This is a genomic window from Cupriavidus sp. 86D6 (assembly GCF_057815095.1).
Map to the genome: position 1 here is coordinate 93,211 of NZ_JBYPSB010000011.1, position 18,232 is coordinate 111,442.

The window sequence follows — 18,232 nt, forward strand, 5'->3', positions numbered from 1 at the left end:
TCTCCCTGTTTAGGCTGCGCGAGCGAGCATTTCGCGCACGTAGCGGTCTTGCCAGTCGGGGTCTCCCGACGCGTAATGGGTGTCGCAGATGGATTGCGCTACGCCGTCCGAGCGCAGCATCGCCACCATCTCGTCGTTGAATGCCGTCTGCAGCATTCGCGTTTGGATGTTCGTGATCCACAGGTAGTCACGGTTGGGTACGGCGTCCGAGATCATCTGCACCTGGTCGTCGGTCAAGCCGAACTTTTCCTTGTAAAGTTCGGGGCTCGTCTTGGCCTGGCTGTTGGGCAGATAGATCCAGTTGGCGATGTTCTCCTTCAGGATTTCGAAGTTCGCCACGCGAGCGATCTGCCGCAAGGATTGGGTCGCGGCCCAGATGGACCCATTGAGCTTCCGGATCGTCGTGATCCAGTCCTCGAAGCGTTTGTAGAAGCGCTCGTTCTGGAAGAAGAAGCCGCATTCCTCGACCTCAATGACGGTGTAGCGAATACCGTCCATCGACTGGCTGATGCGGTAGAACGCATAGTCGGTGAAGAGAGCAGCCGCGCGTGGAAACTTCTGAAACAGTTCTCCGCACTCGATGCAGAGGTTGTCGCTGACCGCAAAGGCGTCCTCGACATGGTCAAAGAAGTGACCGTACTGGCCGCCAACCAGCCAGATTTGCAACCGTTCCCGCAAGTCCGCGTGTAGCATGGTGGACAGGGCACTCAGTGTCCAACGCTCGCGCGGATACCCGGCGAGGAGCTTCACCGCCTCGAAGATGTCCTGCCGTTGCTGCGGCGTCAGCGAAAAGTCATCATCTTCCAGTGCCAGGGTGAGCCATTCCGCGACGTAGGTGAAGCTGCCGGGATCGGCGAGCAGTGAGAGGGGGTTGACCGGTGTACTCGCCTGGAATTTTCCCGTGACGTCGATGAATGCTCCGCCGCTCAAGAGGGTTGGAATCCGGGTCGACCTGTCTTTGTCGAAGCGAATTCGCCGCGCCTTGTGCCGGTCGGCCTGAGACACCAGGAAATTCAGCATCACTGACTTGCCGGCACCAATGGGGCCGATGACAAAAAGGTGACCGTTGCCTCCCGGCTGGTGCATATCGACACGCTGGCCCGTTCGGTGGCGAGTGGGAAGGCACGTGAGCGGGGGTACTTCCGTGCCCGTTTTCTCCGACAGCCAGATGTTGCGCGTTGGGCCTTCGAGCACCGACCGTACCGGAGCAATGTCCGACACGGCGGGCGTCTCGACAAACTGCAGGCGCCGCTGCCGGTCCCAGCGCCCCGGGAGCGTGCTGTTCCAAGCCGCCATCAGATTGGTCTTTTCTCGAATAGCGCCAAAGCCGGCGTTGGTCAGTGTGCCAACCACTTCGCTGACGGCATCTTCGCATTCGGCTTCGGTGTCGGCATAGAGGACGATCGAGATGTTGGCGAACCCGTGCTGTACGCCTTCAGCGGTGAGGCGCTTGAGTGCCTTGCCGGCTTCCTTGGCCAGTTCCTCGCGGCCCTCGTCGTTGTCGTCTTCTTCCTTCGACACATATTGCTTGACCATCGACCGGAGGTTGACCGCCGCCATCTTGTAGAAGCGACGTACCTTCTCGATGTAGGCTGTCGCGCGAGCAGTGTCGAGGAAGCGGTACATGATGCAGATATCCAGCTCGGCATCGACCTGCAGCAAACTGTCGAGCGCTGCCTCCTGGAAGCTCATCCATTCCTTGACGGCAACAACCGCGGCATAGCGTCTGCCGTGGGCGGACTCGAACAGCAGTCGCTCCGAGCCAACTGTGATCTCCGATTCGCTCAGATGGGTGTCCAGCATCGTGACGGGGAACCGGATGCGGCGCTTCGGGACACTGGGATTGGCCACCTGGTGGAGTGCCGCGTAGCTGTCCTGCATTGCAAGGCGGGTCGGCTTGATGCGCGGAATACCGCCGGTGAATGCATCTAGCATGGCTTCGAAGCGCCGCGTGTCCGAGCGGATCTTTTCCATGTCGAAGGCGAACGCGCTGCGAGCAAGCACGGTATCCTTAGTCGCTTCGAGCAAGGCGGCAAATAGCGGCTTCCCGCCCACGGTCATGTGATGGCCGATTTTTTCGAAGAACTTGGCCACGCCCGTTTCGGGCGTATAGGCGATGCTCAGCGAATGCGCGTTGCGGAAGTACCGGCCGGTTGTCATGTGCGCGCGGTTGAGCGCATCGAGACGGGCGTCTGTTCCGTTGCTGAAGTCGCCGTCTACGTACCCCTTGGTGCGCCGGTGCGTAAGGCGCCACCATGCGGTGATACGGTTGTCGAACGAACGGCATGCCTGGTCGAGCTGGTCGCGGGCCGAGGTGATGTCGCTCGCGTCCGCGCTATCGGCGTCCACACCCCGAAACTCATAGGTGGCCAACAGCGAGCCGTCCTTATTCAGGATGAGTTCGGGGGTAATCGAGGTGAGCCAGGGGGCGATTTCCGCCAGCGGCCGTCTTTTCAGCTTCAGCATGGCAGATCGCTGTCAAAGCCATAGGGGCGACGGAACACCGCGTGAGACTTGCCATGCCACGGCAGCGACTCGTATAGGTCTCCGTACTGGTTGTAGACATTCAGAATCTGGTTCCACCACGGATCCCGGCTCGTCAGCCACGCGAGCAGTGCGTGGCTGCACAGTCCATATACGAAGACCGCCACGGGGATCTGCCAGCCACTCCGGTATGTCACGTAGATCAGAAGCGCGACGATGGTGCCGTTGGCGATGGCCAGACCCCGTACTGCGCCTGCAATCAGGCGCGGCATGGACAAGCCGATGCTCACGTGGTGCTTGCGCATGTTAGAACCCGGTGCAGGAGGCGATCAGGCCGAGCGACTTCAGGATCGAAGGGGCGGCGGCCGCGAGGCCCACGCCCACACAGGCGCCCGAGATGAACTTGGAGAGCGAAGACTCCGCGTTGGCGTACGCGTAGGCGCCCAGGACGATCACGATCAGGCCGACCACGAAAAGATACTTCGTGTTGATAAACGTCGCGATGCCGCAGATGAAGTTGCCGAGATTGTTCAGGAAGGCGTCGTCGGCGGCGACCGCCGAGGTGGCCACGGCCATCATGCCGACCATCAGCAGGGCAGAGGGCGCGTACTTGCGTGCCGTGGCGCGAACACGGTGGTTCAGGGTCATTGTCATTTGGGAAGGACTCCGTTGGTTAAAAAACGCGTTTGATGTCGTAGTCGCCGTTGGTGAAGCCGTTGATCTCGAGGATTTCCGAGACGTGACGCATCTCGCCGGTGCGCCTGAGGTGCACGACGTAATGGATGCAGTCCGCGATGAGCTTTCGCATGTCGTCGAGCTTCCAGCCTGATCCGGGCGGGATGCCGAGGAGCGCCATGCTTTCCAGGCGAGAAAGGGCAGAACGTGCGCTGCTGGCGTGCAGGGAAGCCATGCCGCCGTCGTGGCCGGTGTTGAGGGCCTGGAGCATGTCGAACGCCTCGCCGAATCGGACTTCGCCCACGAAGATGCGGTCGGGACGAAAGCGCAAGGCGAGGGCGACAAGGTGCTGCGTCGTCACGCCCTTGTCCTTATTGGAGAGCAAGCGCACTTGATTTGGTACGGTCAGCTTCAGTTCCATCGTGTCCTCGATCGTGAGGACTCGGTCGCTGGCCGGTACGCACCCGGCCAGTGCGTTGAGGAACGTGGTCTTACCCGTAGACGTGCCGCCCGCAACGATGATGTTCTTGCGCCGGACCATCAGCTGCTCGAGCGCGCGCACGAGCGCCTCATCTTCCTCATTGCCGAGGAAGATTGGCTCCTCAGCGTGAGTGGTAGCGTTGCGCAGTGAGAGCGCACCGGATTTAGCGTAATCCTCCAGCGTCAGGTTCGTTTCGCGATGTCGGCGAATGCTCAGCGCGTGGCCGTCGATCGCTGTCGGCTGCATGACCGCTGCGATCCGCAGACCTTTGTGGCCTGCATTGATGATGCCTTGGGTTGTTCCCCGTACTGCGGACTTCTCCACCGAGGAGGCGAGGGATCGGACGGCGCCTTCGACCTTGATGGGATCGAGGACGATATCGAGTTTCGTTAGCACCCCACGACGTTCCACCCAGATGCTGTCGAACCGGTTGATCATGACTTCGGCAACGTCCGCCGAATGGATGACGTCATGCAGCGGAGCTAGGGACTCGAAGAACATCGAGACGGCGCTGTCGGCCAGCTGCGTCAGCTGCAAGAGAGGGTGGTTGTTAGCGGGGGATTCCATGCCCGCTATTGTTGGCGGGCAATTGGGTAAGAGAGACGGCGAAAGATGGTCGATTTTCGATAGCTTTCGACAAAATCGCTTTCGTCCCACGTTCTCCGAGAACTAACCGTCCGCGCCGCCGAAGGAACATGTTCCTTTCAAAAACCGCGAATCGCACGGTCAAATCTCGAGTATTCGCGTTTCAAGGCTGTCGATACCTCATTCACCTGCCCGAGGCCAACTGCCTTCCCGACATGCGCGTTCCACCGCCTGCTCATCGATCGCGATGACTTATGCGAGAGCGTGAAAGGAGGCCTCGCGCAAAAAGATGGAAAGCTCAGCAAATTGGCATAGCTTTCGAGACAAACCGAGCGCGATTCGCTGTTTCAATTGGCGGCATCCCACTGGACCGCCGCAGCATGCCCTTCTTCCGAAAGCCCGCCGACAAAGCCAAGCCCCTGACCGTTGCGCCGGGGATGTACGGCAATGAAAGCCCGGAGCAAGCGATCTTCGACCGCACCACGCGTATCAGTGTGGATCGCAATCATTGGAAGCTGGCAACGGTGGGCCTCGGCATCATTGCCGTGTCGGCGATACTCACGCGGGAGCCGCCCCCGTCTGTTGTGAAGGTAGTCGGTGTGTCGTCCGATGTCACGGGTAAGCCCATCACCCGAGAACTCGAGGCCTTTCGTCCGGACGAGCGCCAGGTGCAGACGGCGCTTAAGGACCTGGTGCAACGCTGGTTCACGATCGAGCCCATCCTGACGCCGCAGATCGAGGCGTCGCGCATGGCTGCGAACCTGCGTTCCGTACGTGAGCAGATGCTGGGTGCCGCCAAGGACCAATTCAACGCGTGGGTACAAGAGGACGAGCCGTTCCGGCAAGTCATGTCCTCGCCCACGCTCACGCGAGAGCCGAAGTTCACCAATATCGCGAGCCTGCCGGATAGCACGGTGGTGGTCGAGTTTGTCACCACGACGACGGAAGACGGCTACAAGCCGCGCAAGCAGCGCTACACCATCACGTTCCGGTACCAGACCAAGCCTGCGGATAAGGAGGCTGTTCTCGGTACCAACCCGTTCGGGGTGTACCCGATCTTTTTCAGCATTCAGAAATCGGCGGCCTGATCGTCGCGCATACGCCCATGGAAGCTCGTACCCCCTCCCGGTTCATCCCTCTGGCCATCGCGCTTTGCATGGCTTTGATGCTTTCCGCACCGGACAGTCACGCCGCCGACAAGACTCGTCGCACCGGCGCTGGCATGGCCGGTCTCGGTATTGGCGACCTCAGCGATGCGATGAATCCGGCGAATCCGTTTAACGGCGGCGTTGATCCCATCGCTTTGCCGGGCGACTCTCGCCTGGTTGTCTTTACCTACAGTCGTGACCAGATCTTCCGCGTGCTTAGTGCTCCGCTGAAGATCACGACGATCGAATTCCCGGACGACGAGCAAATCGTCGGCGACCCGGCCTGGGGCGAGAACGTCCGCTGGGACTACGACACGGACGGTGCCAATCACCTGTACGTCAAGCCGCAGGCGGCCGGCCTGGTGAATACGCTGTCGGTCAATACCAACAAGCGAAGCTACGAATTCACGCTCGTATCCTCTCCCCTCGGCGGCATCTTCTACCAGAAGGTGCGCTTCAAGGTGCCGACGTCAATCTCCGCCAAGGTGAAGGCGCGCAATGACGCACGTGCGGACGCCTCGGACGAAGCAAAGGCAAGCGAGCCGGACGTGTCGCGCAGTCCCGATGCCGTTGGCGTTTCGCCTGACCAGCTCAATTTCGAGTATGCCATCTCGGGAAGTGCCAGCTTCAAGCCGGAAACCGCCTTCGACGACGGCAAGGCGCTGTGGCTGCGCCTGCCCAACGCAGCACTGCAGAACTGGCCGGTTGCGTTCATCAAGGACGGCAATGATTTCGTGGTCGTCAATGCCATCCGGCGCGGCGGGTATTTGGTAGTGCAACGATTGGCCGACACGGTCGTGCTGCGCTCGGGCGACGATGAAGTGAAGATCGAACGCGGCCGCCGTCGCATCCTGGGGCTCTTCTGATGCGCGGCAAGCAGAAGGCGGAGAACGTCACCGACGTGACCGAAGCGCAGGAGCGCACCGTCAAGGGCAAGCTTCCGCGCAACGTCGTGCTTGCCTTGGGTGGTGTGGCGGCACTGATGGTCGGCGCCTTGGGATACTACTTCCAAACGGTGTCAGATGAGCAGCTCGATGCTAAGGCGGAACAGGCACGCGCCGACCAGATCAAGCAGCGCGCCGGCAGTGCGGACGACGGGCAAAGTCTCGAAGCCGCCATCCGTGCGCAAGCAGAAAAGGCACGCGAAGAATCCGACAAGCAGCGCAAGCAAGCCATCCCAGCCGACACCAAAGCGCCGGTCATGACTGCCGGCGACCTTACCGCCCCGGCGAAGTCCATGGGCGGGGCCGTGGACGCGAAGAAAAACGCGGAAGACGACCTCTTCACCTCATCGGTATTCAAGAGCGGCACGCGCAAATCGCAGGTCGCGCAGGTAAAGCAGCCTGCAGGTCTCGCAGACGTGACGGACCCTGCGCAGATGCGCGCGATTCAGCAGGCGGTCGCTGCGAAGGCTGCGGCTGCCAATGCAGCCGGTGTCAATCCTGACGGCGTCGCTCCGCAGCCGGCCTCGGCCGATCGCCAGTTTCTGCGGGATGCCGGGAGCATGAACACGCTGAGAACCGGATTCGATGGCAAGCTGCCGCGCTGTACGCTGAGCCGCGGCTTCATTATCCCCGCCAACTTCGCGGGCGGCCTTAACTCGGACAAGCCGGGCGAGTTTCGCGCGACGGTATCGCAGGACGTCTACGACACGGTCAAGGGCACCTGCAAGATCATCCCGGCCGGCACGACCCTGGTGGGCATGTACAGCGCGGACATCGCGGTGGGTCAGGAGCGGATTCTGACGGCCTTCGTCCGCATGCAACTGCCGAACGGAAAGACCGTGCCGCTCATGGGTATGCAGGGCGCGGACCCCGACGGAACCGCTGGCAACACTGGTGATGTCAACAACCACTTCCTCAAGATCTTCGGTGGCGCGCTAGTGATCGGCGCTCTGTCGTTGCGCTTCAACGACAACCCGACCACGACGACGGTCGGACCGGCGGGCCTGGTGGCATACGGGAACGCGGCGGGTCAGGTGGCCACGCAAACCGCACAGACGATCCTGAACCGCAACCAGAACATTCGGCCGACGATCACCACCGAGCCTGGCCAAAAGATGATGGTTCAGGTCAAGCACGACATTGTCCTGGAGCCTTACCGTGATTAGGCCGCTGGCGACTCTCCTGGTCTGCGCCGTGACTTTGGCGGGCGCGCACGCCGCGACGATTGAAGCCGTGATCAGTCCCAATGCCATTGTGGTGAAGGATGCCGGGCAGGTTCGCGTGCACTCGCTCGAGGGCAAGCCGGTCCTCTACTGCGGCCTCGATGCGTTCCTGGGGTGGTCGGCCCGGTTGCTCGGCGCACAGATCGCGCCGGGCTCAGACGAGGGCCCGGTTGTCACGCTGGGCGAGAAGTCCACGCCGATTTCACGACTCTTCGCCCGTGAAGGGTGGCTCCGGCCGGCCGTATTGACCGAGGCGTCCCAAGAAGCCCTCGCCGAACGCCGCGGGGGCTGGGCCTGCGCGCCGAAGACTGAGCCGTTCGCCCAGATGGGCAGCCGCGTGGATCCGAAGATCACTGCTGGCATCGCCATGAACGAGTCGTCGTACCGGGGCCGTCCGTGGCCGTGGACCCTCAACGTGGCGGGGCGCGGCATGTTCTTTGCGACGCGCGAGGAAGCCTATGCCGCTGTCAATCGCCTGCTTGCGAATGATCGTTGCGATTTCGATGTGGGCCTCATGCAGGTGAACTGGTGCTACCACGGCAAGCGATTCGCATCGCCGTGGGAGGCGCTTGCCCCGGCTACGAATATCCGCGTGGCAGAAGACATTCTGGCAGAGAACCTCCAGCGCAGTGGATCGGCCATGAAGGCCGTCGCCTGGTACCACAGCGCCAATCCAGAGCGTGGTGGGCCCTATTTCTCCCGTTTCATGAAACACGTCGCACAATTCCAATGATCAGGCCGCTACTCTTCTCCGCATTTGCGCTAATCGCGGTGTGTGCTCACGCGGCCGATACCGATCCGCTCGACTTCGACTATCAGGTCGTCGCGCGCGCAGCGGACCGTCCGGCCATGGTGTTCAACGACGGCCTTTCCACCTACATCCAACCTCGGCACGGCCAAGTCGTACAGGCGGACGGTGCTATCCAGAACGGTCCGTATTGGGTCGTCGATGGCGTCCCCGACGTGCTGCGCTACACGGTCAATGGTCAGCCTGTAGTCGCGCGCTGGAAGCGGGCGAACGGTTTTACGTCGGAGCCTGCGAATCCGAGCGGCGATCTCCCGCGCAGCCTCGGGTCAGTGTCTGGTCGGTTGGCGCTCATCGGCAGCTACAGCGAGTTGCCGCTCGTGCGTGCGGGCCGCTCCTCATTGCCGTTGGCGCAAATGGTCAAGTCTATCGCGCCGACGGGGTGGAGCGGTACCGCGCAAAAAGACATTCCTCTGACCGACGAAGTCGCTTTGGAAGTGCGGGCGGGCGAGAACTGGGTCCAGGCACTTGCGCGCGTGCTCGAGCAGCGCAATCTCTATGCGGAGGTGGACTTCGGTCGCCGGAATATCGCGCTGCGCGCCACGCCGCCCAAGGCATTTTCGGTAGAGCCCGGTAACACGGCGTCTGCGGGCGGCATGCTGCGGGCTACGGCTCCTGTAGTGGCGGCGCCGGTGGCTGACGCGGCACCTGCCGCCACAGCACTGCCGGAAGGTCCGACTCTCGCCTCGGCCTTCAACGCACTGGCGATCCGCGATGCCAAGAACGGCCGCATCGAGGTGCGCTTCGAGGCCGAGCCGAAGGACCTGGAAGTGCGTGACGGCGCCGGCGACAAGCTGCGTACGCGCTGGGACGATACCGAGCGGGTGCTGTCCTTCCCGACGGTGGACAGCTTCACTGCGAGCAGCGGCGGGAAGCGCGTGGAGGTGGCCCGTGTGCCGGGCATCAATTTCCTGTTCCCGCGTGACAACAGCGCTGGCCTCGAACGCGTCTTCGAAAAGGATGGTGCGACCTATCTGAGCTTCGCCAAGTCGATGGCCAGCATCTCCGTGTTCGGCGACAACCACCAGGGCGGGGGAGAGCAGAAGGATCGCTACTTCAAGTTCAACGGTGTATCGGACCACCTGACCGTCATTGCTGACGGCAATGTGGTTCGGGTGGACCGCTTGCCGGAGGTCCGCTTCTACGAGCGGGCGGTCCAATGATTGCGATGCGCATCGGGCTACTGATCGCCGGCACCGCGTTCGCCGGCCTCGTGCACGCCGATTGCCTGGACGATGCGGCGGCTTTCCATCGCGTGAGTCCCGTACTGGTCCGTGGCATCGCGCAAGTCGAGTCCGGCATGCGCTCTTGGGTGACCAACACCAACACCAACGGCAGCGAAGACATCGGGCTGATGCAGATCAACTCGGTGCACCTGCCGCGCCTGGCGAAGTTCGGGATCACCCGCCAGAGCCTCTTCGATCCTTGCACCAATGCCTACGTTGGTACCTGGATCCTCGCCGATTGCCTGGGCCGGTATGGCGAGACCTGGACAGCGGTCGGTTGCTACAACGCCGGCTCGCCAGACAAGCGACTCAGGTATGCGAACCGCGTCTACCAGAAGCTGCAATCGACGACCAAGTAACCCATTCGAATTGAAACGGAATACAGCCATGCACCAGTCTCGATCGTTGTCCCGGATGTGCCGGGTTCTTCTTGCCGGCGCCGCAGCCGTTGCTGCCTGTGCGCACGCGGCAGTACCTGCGTCCTCACCGTTCGGTGCCGACGCCTCGGGCAACTTCGAGCCGAGCAAGCCTTTGGCTGGCGGCGGTTGGCAGCTGCTATCCGATCGCAAGGCGCCGAAGGTCGATCCGTCGACCGTTGCGGCGCTGGCGCCGACATCGGCAGCCACGGCGACCGCAGCGGTTGCATCGCCGGTCGCTGCAGTGCCTGCGGTCCCGGCGCCTGTGGTGGCGCCAGCCACGACGAACGGCCAGCACGACTGGTCTGTCTCGCCGGCCGATGGCAACTATCGCCTGCTCATCGAGAAGTGGGCCCGCGATGCGGGCTGGGCCACCGCGCCCTGGGAGCCGGATCAGGACGTGCAGATCGAAGGTGCTGACGCCTTCACCGCCGACTTCAAGACGGCGGTTCGCCGGGTGCTCTCGGCGACGGAAATGACCGACTACAGCCTGAAGCCGTGCTTCTACTCCAACAACCTCGTCCGTGTGGTGAAGCTCACCACGAAGTGCGACCCAACGAAGTGAGCGTACCCATGAAGCTGAATCGCATTATTCGCCCGGTAACGAGCGCTGCCCTGGTGTGCTCGACGCTGTCCGGCTGCGTTTCACCGTCTCTGATCAAGGACGTCCGTCAGACCACTGACCACACCACGATGCAGATCACGCAGTCTACAGAAGACCTGTACGCCCGTATCCGCCGGGACCGTGCCGCCGTGGAAGCGGAGCAGGAGGTCAATCGACCGTTCCTGGCCGGCAAGCGTGTGCCGGTGGCCCGCAATGTGACGTTGCCTATCGCGCTTCGCAAGGACGTGGATACCTTGGTTGTATTCCCCGAACGCTCGATGTCGCTGGCGGTTGCGGCGCAGCGCGTACAGATGGCGACCGGCATCCCGGTCAAGATCGAATCCGACGTCTACCTGCCGCCGAACCTGCTGCTCCCCCGGACGTTCGCCGCGCAAGCCCAGCAGCAGCTGCGCACGGCGCAGCAAGGGCAGGGCGGGGCGGTGAATCCGCTGTCGCAGGGCCTGGGCCCGGCACCGGCGCTCAACTCGCCGCTGCCATCTGCTCTGACGGCGGCCGGCGGCGTTGGCATGACGCAGGCCACGGCGCTGCTTGAGACCCCACTGAATGTCGAGTTCAAGAACAGCGAAAAGATGCCGCTGGCGAACATGCTCGACCTGATTGCCACGCGGCTGGGTATCAACTGGGAGTACAACGCCGAGAAGGGGCTGGTCCGTTTCTACCGGCTCGTCACGAAGACCTGGCAAATCCCGATGGCGGGCGGCACGAACTCGTTCACAACAGAGTTCAAGCAATCCGCACAGGGCAACTCGTCGGCTGGCGGCAGTGGCGGTACTGGTCAGTCGACGCAGATTGACGCCGCTGCCAAGGCGGAGATCAAGGAGCAGAACGACCTTGACGGCGTGCAGAAAAGCATCCTGCCGGCGATGACGATGGTTGGCAGTGCCGAACTGAATCCTGCGACGGGTGTGCTGACGTTGCGAGATACCAAGGAAGCGGTGGATGCGGCCGACGAGATCATCCGCAAGCAAATCGCCATCTACTCGCGGATGGTGACGCTCAAGTTCCAGATGATCGACCTGACAGTTTCGGACTCGGGAGAGGCAGGTATCGACTGGAATGTTGTGCTCACTAAGGCCTTGCAGAATATCCCGGGCTTTACCGTCAACGCGTTGTCACCGGCGACGTTGGTGTCGTCGGCGGCAGGCAGTGTGGGCCTGAACATCACATCCGGCGGGTTCAATGGCACACAGGCAATCGTGAATGCGCTGAAGCAATACGGGACTGTCACATCGGGTCTGACCATTCCAGTGTCGATGCGCAACCGCCACGGCTTCCAATACAACAACCGCCGGACTTTCTCGTACGTCTCCAACACGACACCTGCCGCCTCGACGGTGGGCGGGACTGGTGGCGTGCCAGGCATCACTACGTCCACCGCCACGGTGGGCTTCAAGCTTGCCGCCTACGCCGATGCGACCTCGCGCGATGACGTGAACCTGACGATCGCTCTGGATCAGTCGCAACAGGATGGCCCGTTGGTGAAGTTCACCTCCGGCTCCGGCGACAACCAGCAGTCGGTGCAGCAGATCAACATCATTGGCAAGGGCATTCCCAAGCAAGACATCATCGTCCGGAACGGCCAGACCGTCCTGATGGCTGCGCTCGACCAGGACGATACCGCCAACACGCGCCGAACGCTGGGTGAGTCGTTGCCGATGATTCTCGGCGGTTCGCAAACCGTATCGAAGACCCGCACGTTCACGCTGCTGCTGGCCACAGTCATGGTGCAGGACCACGGGGAGGGCAAGTAATCATGCGCGCTATCCGAACGCTTCTTTCTGACGCGCTGGCGTTGTATCGCCGCTACCCGGCTGTCGCGATCCTGACATGTCTACCGGGCCTCTCCATGGTGCTCGTGCAGATCCGCGGGCAGGTCACGGGCAATGCGGTCTACGCCGCTGTGGTGTGCACCATCCTCACAATCGTTGCACAAGGATACCTGTCGATCTATGGCCTGTCCCTGGAACAACGGATGCTGGCCAAGACCGACCGGACCTGGACGGTTCAGGTTCACGGCATGGATCTCGGGGTGATCTCAGACGTCGAATACGCCTCGTTGCGCCATCACGCAGCCTTCTCGGCCGCAAACTATCTGCGCCAGATCGCCAACCTTTGCGAGATGGGCTTCAATTTCGTGCGTTCGATGACGCGTGCCATTCCGTTCCTAGCTTTCTGGATCGTGGTTGGTGGGCTTCTTCTCGACACGACCACAGCGCTGGCCGTGGTGCGTAAGGTGTGGGCGCTCGCTCAGACGTCCCCCGAGTCATTCGCGTACGGCATGGCCAAAGGCCTTGCGATGATGCTCGCTTGGGGCGCCGTGCTCTATGGCATGTTCATGCCGAATGCGATTGGCTTCTGCAATCAGTTTCGCGCCGACTTGGAGCACTCCCTGCGCCGGCGGCTGAATCTGCCCACCACTGAGCGGCCCGACCTCTATCGGCTCGAGGGGAATGAGCGCGTGCCGGCTGCCGAGAGGGCTGAGTTCCGCTCCTTCTTGCGCGCGCGCCTGTCGAAATCCGGTGCCGACAGCGTAGCAGGAGTTGCCCGATGATCCTCGAGATCCACGGCAAGGCGATCGCCTTCGGGATGCAATGGCGCACCCTCACCGGGAACGCGCCGGCGCCTGACCTCGCCGCGAAAGTCGCGAAGGAAGTGAAGGCCGCGCGCATCTGGCATGACGGGGCGGCCCTGCACATGGGCTATCTCGCACCGGAAGACGCGCAGACAAAGGTCAAGGACAAGCTCTATTCGGCGGCTGTCGCCGTGGCCCGCATTCCGGGGCTGATGCCGAACGTGTTCTTCGCGTTCAGGCTCGAACACGCCGGGAAGCAGGTCGGGTACCTGGTCTGCGGCATCCTCAAGGGCAGGCCACGTGTCGGGTTCGACCGCGTCATTCAGGACGAGCAAGCCCTGTCGGAGCTTGCGGTCGAGTTCGCGCGGGTCGCAGGGGGAACCTTCCGGCTGGCCGGCAACCTTCCCGAACTGGCCCAGTTGCTCGGCAATGTGTCGGCGCTCACGTTCTCGGAACTGACGCTTGAGCAGCTCGCCGACGCAGCCGACCAGCACGCGGCGCTGCGCAAACCGAGTTCGGCCGCCACGAAGAAGCGTTTGCTGGCGCTCGCCGCGCTGATCGTTGTCGGCGCCGTTAGCTACAAGTACGGCATGGCGCAGTACCGGGCCTATGAGGCACGCAAGCATCCGCCGCCTCCGCAGAAGAGTCCGGCGCAGCGCTATGCCGAGGACATCCTCGCTCGCGGGCGCGCGCCATCGGCGGTCGCCGCAGTAGCCGTGCCGCGCTTTGCAAAGTGGTTCGTCGACGTCGATCCGTTGTTTGTCGGCGGGTGGAAGCTCACGAAGATCAATTGCGGAGTTGTCGTGGCGCCGCAAGCATCTTGCTCGCTCACCTACGGACTCGGCGGCGCGAAGGGCGCGCCAAGAGGTGTCACGAACGCGACGTTCCTGGCTGCGCTGCCGGACGCCTTCAGCGCGCCCGCCTTCTCCAAGGAAGACAAGGAAGTCACGGTGCAGGCGATGGTGCCATTCGGCCCGGACGCGCCGCTGGGCAAGCTGCTCGAAACGCTACCGTCGTCGATGGCGTTGCGCACGGACTTCGGATCGACCCTCCAGTTGTTGCGTCCTGCCGCATCCAAGGCGGTGCTGCAGGACATCGGACTGTTCGGCACGATCCCCGGGGAGGGCATTGCCTCGGTCCCGTATGTCTACAAGGGCGCCAAGTGGGAAATGGAGGGGCCGCTGCGCAATGCGGCGGAGATCGGCACCTTCCCGCCGAACGTCTCGGTCAACGAGATCGCCCTGACGATCAACCTGGACGCGGACTCCGACATCCAGAAATCGAAGTTTGAACTCAATGTGAAGGGCGATGCGTACGCCCGCGATGGAGGAAAAAGCTAATGAAACGCATCGCCATGACTTTTCTTGCAGTTGCCGCCTCGCTGGCCCATGCGGAAGGCGACAAGACTGTGACGCGGGTGCTTCTGGAAAAGGACGCGCAGATCGCCGTGCAGAAAGCTGACCAGGAGCTCGCCAAGACGAATCCGGCGCCAGTGGTCACCACGCCGGCGCCTACCGCCGAGCAGCGTGAAGCCCGCGGCACCCCGAGGACCGTGGCAATCTTTGGCGTGGACGGCAGCAAGGTCGGGCTACCGGTCACGCTGCGCAGCTATGTGAAGTGGGGCGAGCAGGTCTATGCGGCAAAGGTCGGCAGCAGCGTGCGCGGCTACAACGTGGTGTCGATCTCCGAGTCGGGCACGAAGCTCTCCAAGGGAAAACAGACCCTGAACGCTGCGCGTGCCGACGATGACGCAGTTCTGGTCGAGGAGCCGCCCGTACAGCGCACGCCGATGATGAATGCCGGCAATCCGCTGCCCCCGCACGCTGCCGGCATCCCCGCCGCGATGCCGTCGCAGCCTCCGGTGATGCCGGCGCCGTTTTCAGGTGCTGGTAGCAACGGCGTGGCCCCGGTGATGCCGCCGGTGCCGGCAGTACCAGCATTGCCGGCCGCGCCTGCCGCAGTGGCGCAGGGCTAAGGAGTTAGTCGTGCGACTCTTTGAACGCTCCAGAAAAGGGCTGGTGCCCGAGGCCTCAGGCGGCATCATGGTCATATCCGGCGGCGGTTCGGCTCGCCCGGGCGCGGCGCCTGTAGCGGCGGTGCCCATTCACGCCGAACCCTCCCTTTCAACGCCTGAGATGAGCGAGGTCGGTTGTACGGAGGTGCGAACCACCGATGACCTGCCACCGTTCTCGCGGGTGCTGTACGACGACCTATCGTTGGCGCAGTCGCTGCGGCACCAGATTTGCCCGGTCCTGATCGAGGCGGCGGCGGACGGCCAGCGCGGCAAGTTCGCGTTCATCCTGTTGGCCGATATGCGGTACTCGGACTATACGGACGAGATCCTGCGCCAGGCGAAGCTCCGCTGGGACGCGGCCGACCCACTGTTCTACACGGCCACGCCCCAGGTGATGACGGCGTTGTCGCGCGGTGTCGAAGGCAGTGCGCGGCAGGATGGCATCCAGACCACGGGCCTTCGGAATGCGAGCGGCCTGTGGCAGACGTTCCTGGCGGCAGCGCAGTTCGCAAAGCGCGAACAGGCATCCGACCTCCACTTCGAGGTGAAGGACAACAGCGAGCTGTCGCAGATCCGTTTCGCCATCGATGGCCATCTGGTCCTGCCCCCCGAGTTCCGTCTGCGCACGACTGACCTGCTGGACATGCTGTCTCACGTCTTCCAAAAAGGGAAGGGCGGCTCCCATGGCGTGTTCAGCCGGGTGCAGCCCCAGCAGACGAGCATCCGGACTGTGGTTGACGGCGTGCCGATGGTATTCCGGTGGGCCTCAATGCAGAGTGCCGACGGCCACGTGACCGTCATGCGGATGAATCCCGATAACGCGACGACCACTCAGGTCGATTTCGTCAAGGACCTGCACTTCTTCCAGCAACAGGCGGATGTCATCGACCGCTGCACGATGCAGATGGGCGGCGGGGTCGTGCTGGTGGGCACGGTCGGCTCCGGGAAGACGACGACGGCGCACGCCGTCATGCAGCGACTGCCGTCCTGGATGAACAAGATGTCGATCGAAGACCCGGTCGAACTGATGGCCCACGGTACGCACCATTTCTCCGTGGCGCGGCAACTGGATGGTTCGAACCGCGAAGAGGATCCGTTCATCGTGGCCAAGCGGCAGTTGAAGCGGATGAATCCCCACTTCGTGATGATCGGCGAGGTACGGGATTTCGAGTCGGCCGGGCTGTTCCGCGACGTTGCCGGCGCCGGCCTTCGCGCGATGACGACGCTGCACGCGCCTTCGGCCACAGCTGCTACCGACCGCCTGGCTGACAGCGAACTGCAGATTCCGCGCAGTGTGCTGGCAACTCCCGGCTTCGTGAACCTCTACGTGTATCAGGCGCTGCTCGCCAAGACGTGCGAATGCGGCCATCACGGCGAGGAAGCCAAAGACATTCTAGGTGTCGCGAAGCTAAAGCAGATCGAGCGTATGTTCCAGTTCGACGTCGAGGGCATTCGTGTTCGCCGTGAGGCGGGCTGCGATAAGTGCCGGCGCGCGAATCTTCCCGACCTCAACGGTATTCGTGGCCGGGTGATGGCGGCCGAAATGTTCGAGCCCGACGAACTGGACCTGATGTATATCCGCGATGCTCGTGCCATCGAGCTGCAAGCACACCAGCGAGAGAAGCGCACGACGGGCTTCGATATCCCCGACAGCACGGGCAAGTCGGTGTTCGAAGTGGCGATGTATCACGTGTTCGCTGGCACGGTCGATCCGCGCCAGGCCGAGCGCATTTTGTCTCTGGATGCATATGAAGCCAAGGTGAAGCGACTGACGGGAGCCCGAGCATGATGCAACGAATGAAGGACGCGCTGGCCGCGCTCAAGCGCAAGAAGTACGCCGCGGCCGCCGAGAGCATTGGCGGCGCGACGGGGCGGTTCCCGGACAAACTGTGGTTCGCAAAGCTGGAGTTCTCGCCAAAGCGTGCGGACTACTACTACGACCTCGCCATGCGCATCGAGAAGATGCCGGGCGAGCCCATCTCGAACCATTTTGCCAAGGACGCGGCCCGCCGCGCCGGTGAGCCGCTGGGCCTGCTGGCGTCCCTATGGCTGGCCCGCTATGAAGGTCTAGATGGGCAGACGCAGGAATCACGGCTGGCGGAGATCTTCCGGGGCACGGTGCCTGACGAAGATCTGGCCATCCTGGCGGTGGCGGAGCAGGGCGGTGACGTAAAGGACGGCCTGTTCCGGCTGGCGGACAACCTCCGGGCCATTAGCGCGGCGAAGTCCAACATTCTGTTGCTGCTCGCGAGCATGGGCATCACGCTCATCATCCTGCACGTGTACCTCGGCGTCATGGCTTTCATCGTGGCCCCGATGCTGGATCGCAGCTTTGCGAACCTCCTGCCGGTCGATGGCTACGGGCCGATTGCCCGGGCATTCCATCTGGGCACGACATTCCTGCGCGAGTGGGGCTGGCTTGTGCTCATTGGCGAGGTGGGGCTCATCTGGTGGGTACTGCGAGCGCTTCGCAACTACACCGGCCCGTATCGCGCGTGGTTGGACAAGCACGTCATCATCTTCGACTTCTTTCGCCGGTTTCAGGGTGCGCAGTTCCTGGGCGCCATGTCTGCCGTGACGCAGCGGTTCGGCGGCGACATGAACAACCTGACCAACGCGCTGGAGATGATGCGCGCCAACGCCTACCCCTACCTTGCGCAGCACATCCGGCGTATCGAAGCGACGCTTGAAGAGTCGCCCAACGCCGGCGGCAAGATGTTCGATACCGGCCTCTTCGACCGCGACACCACGTACCGCATTCAGGATATCGCGGAGTATGAGGACGACCTGTCCAAGATGCTGAATACGGTATCGGTGACGCTGCTGAAGACTGCGCCGCGCGAGCTCGAGCAACGGGCTTCGCGGTTCAACCGGCGATCCTCCATCCTGCTGATCCTCCTGATTACGGCGCTGGCCTTCATGCCCGCGTTCATGGCGCGTGAGCTGAAGCAAAGCATGCAGGTGCACGGCATGAAGACGCATCAGAAGAGCATCAATCCTTCCACCCTCCCATCCAACTGACGAACAAGGCTGA

17 protein-coding genes are annotated in these 18,232 nt (G+C 62.7%); 13 read left to right on the forward strand and 4 right to left on the reverse strand.

Annotation, left to right across the window (positions count from 1 at the left end):
• Positions 1 to 9: 9 nt before the first annotated feature.
• Genes AC3G88_RS21505 through AC3G88_RS21520 form a run of 4 tightly spaced genes read right to left on the reverse strand, consistent with a single transcriptional unit; the run spans position 10 to position 4,207 of the window.
• Positions 10 to 2,466 carry a VirB4 family type IV secretion system protein gene (locus tag AC3G88_RS21505; RefSeq protein WP_488893895.1) on the reverse strand — a complete coding sequence of 819 codons (2,457 nt, stop codon included), beginning with the start codon at positions 2,464 to 2,466 and terminating at the stop codon, positions 10 to 12.
• Positions 2,460 to 2,789 (reverse strand): conjugal transfer protein, encoded by a 330-nt coding sequence (locus AC3G88_RS21510; RefSeq protein ID WP_066733049.1) that lies wholly within the window; start codon positions 2,787 to 2,789, stop codon positions 2,460 to 2,462. Before AC3G88_RS21510 ends, AC3G88_RS21505 begins: the two co-directional genes overlap by 7 nt.
• A 1-nt stretch (position 2,790) precedes the next feature.
• Positions 2,791 to 3,132, reverse strand: a complete 342-nt coding sequence (locus AC3G88_RS21515; protein WP_488893896.1) for a TrbC/VirB2 family protein — start codon at positions 3,130 to 3,132, stop codon at positions 2,791 to 2,793.
• A gap of 25 nt (positions 3,133 to 3,157) precedes the next feature.
• On the reverse strand, positions 3,158 to 4,207 hold the full coding sequence (locus AC3G88_RS21520; RefSeq protein ID WP_488893897.1) for a TadA family conjugal transfer-associated ATPase: 1,050 nt from the start codon (positions 4,205 to 4,207) through the stop codon (positions 3,158 to 3,160).
• Positions 4,208 to 4,605: 398 nt separating this feature from the next.
• On the opposite strand from AC3G88_RS21520, the gene AC3G88_RS21525 reads away from it, so the two are divergent.
• Genes AC3G88_RS21525 through AC3G88_RS21585 form a run of 13 tightly spaced genes read left to right on the forward strand, consistent with a single transcriptional unit; the run spans position 4,606 to position 18,219 of the window.
• Entirely contained in the window at positions 4,606 to 5,313 is a 708-nt protein-coding gene (locus AC3G88_RS21525) for a VirB8 family type IV secretion system protein (RefSeq protein WP_488893898.1), read from the forward strand.
• Between the two features lie 17 nt (positions 5,314 to 5,330).
• On the forward strand, positions 5,331 to 6,239 hold the full coding sequence (locus AC3G88_RS21530; RefSeq protein ID WP_488893899.1) for a TrbG/VirB9 family P-type conjugative transfer protein: 909 nt from the start codon (positions 5,331 to 5,333) through the stop codon (positions 6,237 to 6,239).
• Positions 6,239 to 7,483: a TrbI/VirB10 family protein gene (locus AC3G88_RS21535; protein WP_488893900.1), complete on the forward strand. Its 1,245-nt coding sequence runs from the start codon at positions 6,239 to 6,241 to the stop codon at positions 7,481 to 7,483. Before AC3G88_RS21530 ends, AC3G88_RS21535 begins: the two co-directional genes overlap by 1 nt.
• Complete coding sequence (locus AC3G88_RS21540; RefSeq protein WP_066733038.1) at positions 7,476 to 8,273, forward strand: lysozyme family protein; 798 nt, start codon at positions 7,476 to 7,478, stop codon at positions 8,271 to 8,273. Before AC3G88_RS21535 ends, AC3G88_RS21540 begins: the two co-directional genes overlap by 8 nt.
• Positions 8,270 to 9,508, forward strand: coding sequence for a TrbG/VirB9 family P-type conjugative transfer protein (locus tag AC3G88_RS21545; protein WP_488893901.1), 1,239 nt, complete (start codon positions 8,270 to 8,272; stop codon positions 9,506 to 9,508). The genes AC3G88_RS21540 and AC3G88_RS21545 overlap by 4 nt, the downstream gene beginning before the upstream one ends.
• The gene (locus AC3G88_RS21550) at positions 9,505 to 9,930 is read left to right on the forward strand and encodes a lytic transglycosylase domain-containing protein (protein WP_488893902.1); all 426 of its coding nucleotides are present in this window, start codon (positions 9,505 to 9,507) and stop codon (positions 9,928 to 9,930) included. The genes AC3G88_RS21545 and AC3G88_RS21550 overlap by 4 nt, the downstream gene beginning before the upstream one ends.
• Positions 9,931 to 9,958: 28 nt before the next feature.
• On the forward strand, positions 9,959 to 10,552 hold the full coding sequence (locus tag AC3G88_RS21555; RefSeq protein WP_488893903.1) for a toxin co-regulated pilus biosynthesis Q family protein: 594 nt from the start codon (positions 9,959 to 9,961) through the stop codon (positions 10,550 to 10,552).
• A gap of 8 nt (positions 10,553 to 10,560) precedes the next feature.
• Complete coding sequence (locus AC3G88_RS21560; protein WP_488893904.1) at positions 10,561 to 12,363, forward strand: protein PilN; 1,803 nt, start codon at positions 10,561 to 10,563, stop codon at positions 12,361 to 12,363.
• Between the two features lie 2 nt (positions 12,364 to 12,365).
• The gene (locus AC3G88_RS21565) at positions 12,366 to 13,163 is read left to right on the forward strand and encodes a hypothetical protein (RefSeq protein ID WP_488893905.1); all 798 of its coding nucleotides are present in this window, start codon (positions 12,366 to 12,368) and stop codon (positions 13,161 to 13,163) included.
• Positions 13,160 to 14,524, forward strand: coding sequence for an ATPase (locus tag AC3G88_RS21570; protein ID WP_488893906.1), 1,365 nt, complete (start codon positions 13,160 to 13,162; stop codon positions 14,522 to 14,524). The genes AC3G88_RS21565 and AC3G88_RS21570 overlap by 4 nt, the downstream gene beginning before the upstream one ends.
• Complete coding sequence (locus tag AC3G88_RS21575) at positions 14,524 to 15,159, forward strand: hypothetical protein (RefSeq protein ID WP_488893907.1); 636 nt, start codon at positions 14,524 to 14,526, stop codon at positions 15,157 to 15,159. The genes AC3G88_RS21570 and AC3G88_RS21575 overlap by 1 nt, the downstream gene beginning before the upstream one ends.
• 10 nt (positions 15,160 to 15,169) lie before the next feature.
• Positions 15,170 to 16,987 carry an ATPase, T2SS/T4P/T4SS family gene (locus AC3G88_RS21580; protein ID WP_488893908.1) on the forward strand — a complete coding sequence of 606 codons (1,818 nt, stop codon included), beginning with the start codon at positions 15,170 to 15,172 and terminating at the stop codon, positions 16,985 to 16,987.
• Positions 16,984 to 18,219 carry a type II secretion system F family protein gene (locus AC3G88_RS21585; protein WP_488893909.1) on the forward strand — a complete coding sequence of 412 codons (1,236 nt, stop codon included), beginning with the start codon at positions 16,984 to 16,986 and terminating at the stop codon, positions 18,217 to 18,219. The genes AC3G88_RS21580 and AC3G88_RS21585 overlap by 4 nt, the downstream gene beginning before the upstream one ends.
• The last annotated feature ends 13 nt before the right edge of the window (positions 18,220 to 18,232 follow it).

Excerpts from the sequence above, each read along its gene's own strand:
- AC3G88_RS21575 (WP_488893907.1), top strand. The coding sequence starts at position 14,524 with ATGAAACGCATCGCCATGACTTTTCTTGCAGTTGCCGCCTCGCTGGCC.
- AC3G88_RS21570 (WP_488893906.1), top strand. The coding sequence starts at position 13,160 with ATGATCCTCGAGATCCACGGCAAGGCGATCGCCTTCGGGATGCAATGG.
- AC3G88_RS21560 (WP_488893904.1), top strand. The coding sequence starts at position 10,561 with ATGAAGCTGAATCGCATTATTCGCCCGGTAACGAGCGCTGCCCTGGTG.
- AC3G88_RS21585 (WP_488893909.1), top strand. The coding sequence starts at position 16,984 with ATGATGCAACGAATGAAGGACGCGCTGGCCGCGCTCAAGCGCAAGAAG.
- AC3G88_RS21515 (WP_488893896.1), bottom strand. The coding sequence starts at position 3,132 with ATGACCCTGAACCACCGTGTTCGCGCCACGGCACGCAAGTACGCGCCC.
- AC3G88_RS21545 (WP_488893901.1), top strand. The coding sequence starts at position 8,270 with ATGATCAGGCCGCTACTCTTCTCCGCATTTGCGCTAATCGCGGTGTGT.
- AC3G88_RS21505 (WP_488893895.1), bottom strand. The coding sequence starts at position 2,466 with ATGCTGAAGCTGAAAAGACGGCCGCTGGCGGAAATCGCCCCCTGGCTC.
- AC3G88_RS21510 (WP_066733049.1), bottom strand. The coding sequence starts at position 2,789 with ATGCGCAAGCACCACGTGAGCATCGGCTTGTCCATGCCGCGCCTGATT.
- AC3G88_RS21555 (WP_488893903.1), top strand. The coding sequence starts at position 9,959 with ATGCACCAGTCTCGATCGTTGTCCCGGATGTGCCGGGTTCTTCTTGCC.
- AC3G88_RS21550 (WP_488893902.1), top strand. The coding sequence starts at position 9,505 with ATGATTGCGATGCGCATCGGGCTACTGATCGCCGGCACCGCGTTCGCC.
- AC3G88_RS21530 (WP_488893899.1), top strand. The coding sequence starts at position 5,331 with ATGGAAGCTCGTACCCCCTCCCGGTTCATCCCTCTGGCCATCGCGCTT.
- AC3G88_RS21525 (WP_488893898.1), top strand. The coding sequence starts at position 4,606 with ATGCCCTTCTTCCGAAAGCCCGCCGACAAAGCCAAGCCCCTGACCGTT.
- AC3G88_RS21520 (WP_488893897.1), bottom strand. The coding sequence starts at position 4,207 with ATGGAATCCCCCGCTAACAACCACCCTCTCTTGCAGCTGACGCAGCTG.
- AC3G88_RS21565 (WP_488893905.1), top strand. The coding sequence starts at position 12,366 with ATGCGCGCTATCCGAACGCTTCTTTCTGACGCGCTGGCGTTGTATCGC.
- AC3G88_RS21535 (WP_488893900.1), top strand. The coding sequence starts at position 6,239 with ATGCGCGGCAAGCAGAAGGCGGAGAACGTCACCGACGTGACCGAAGCG.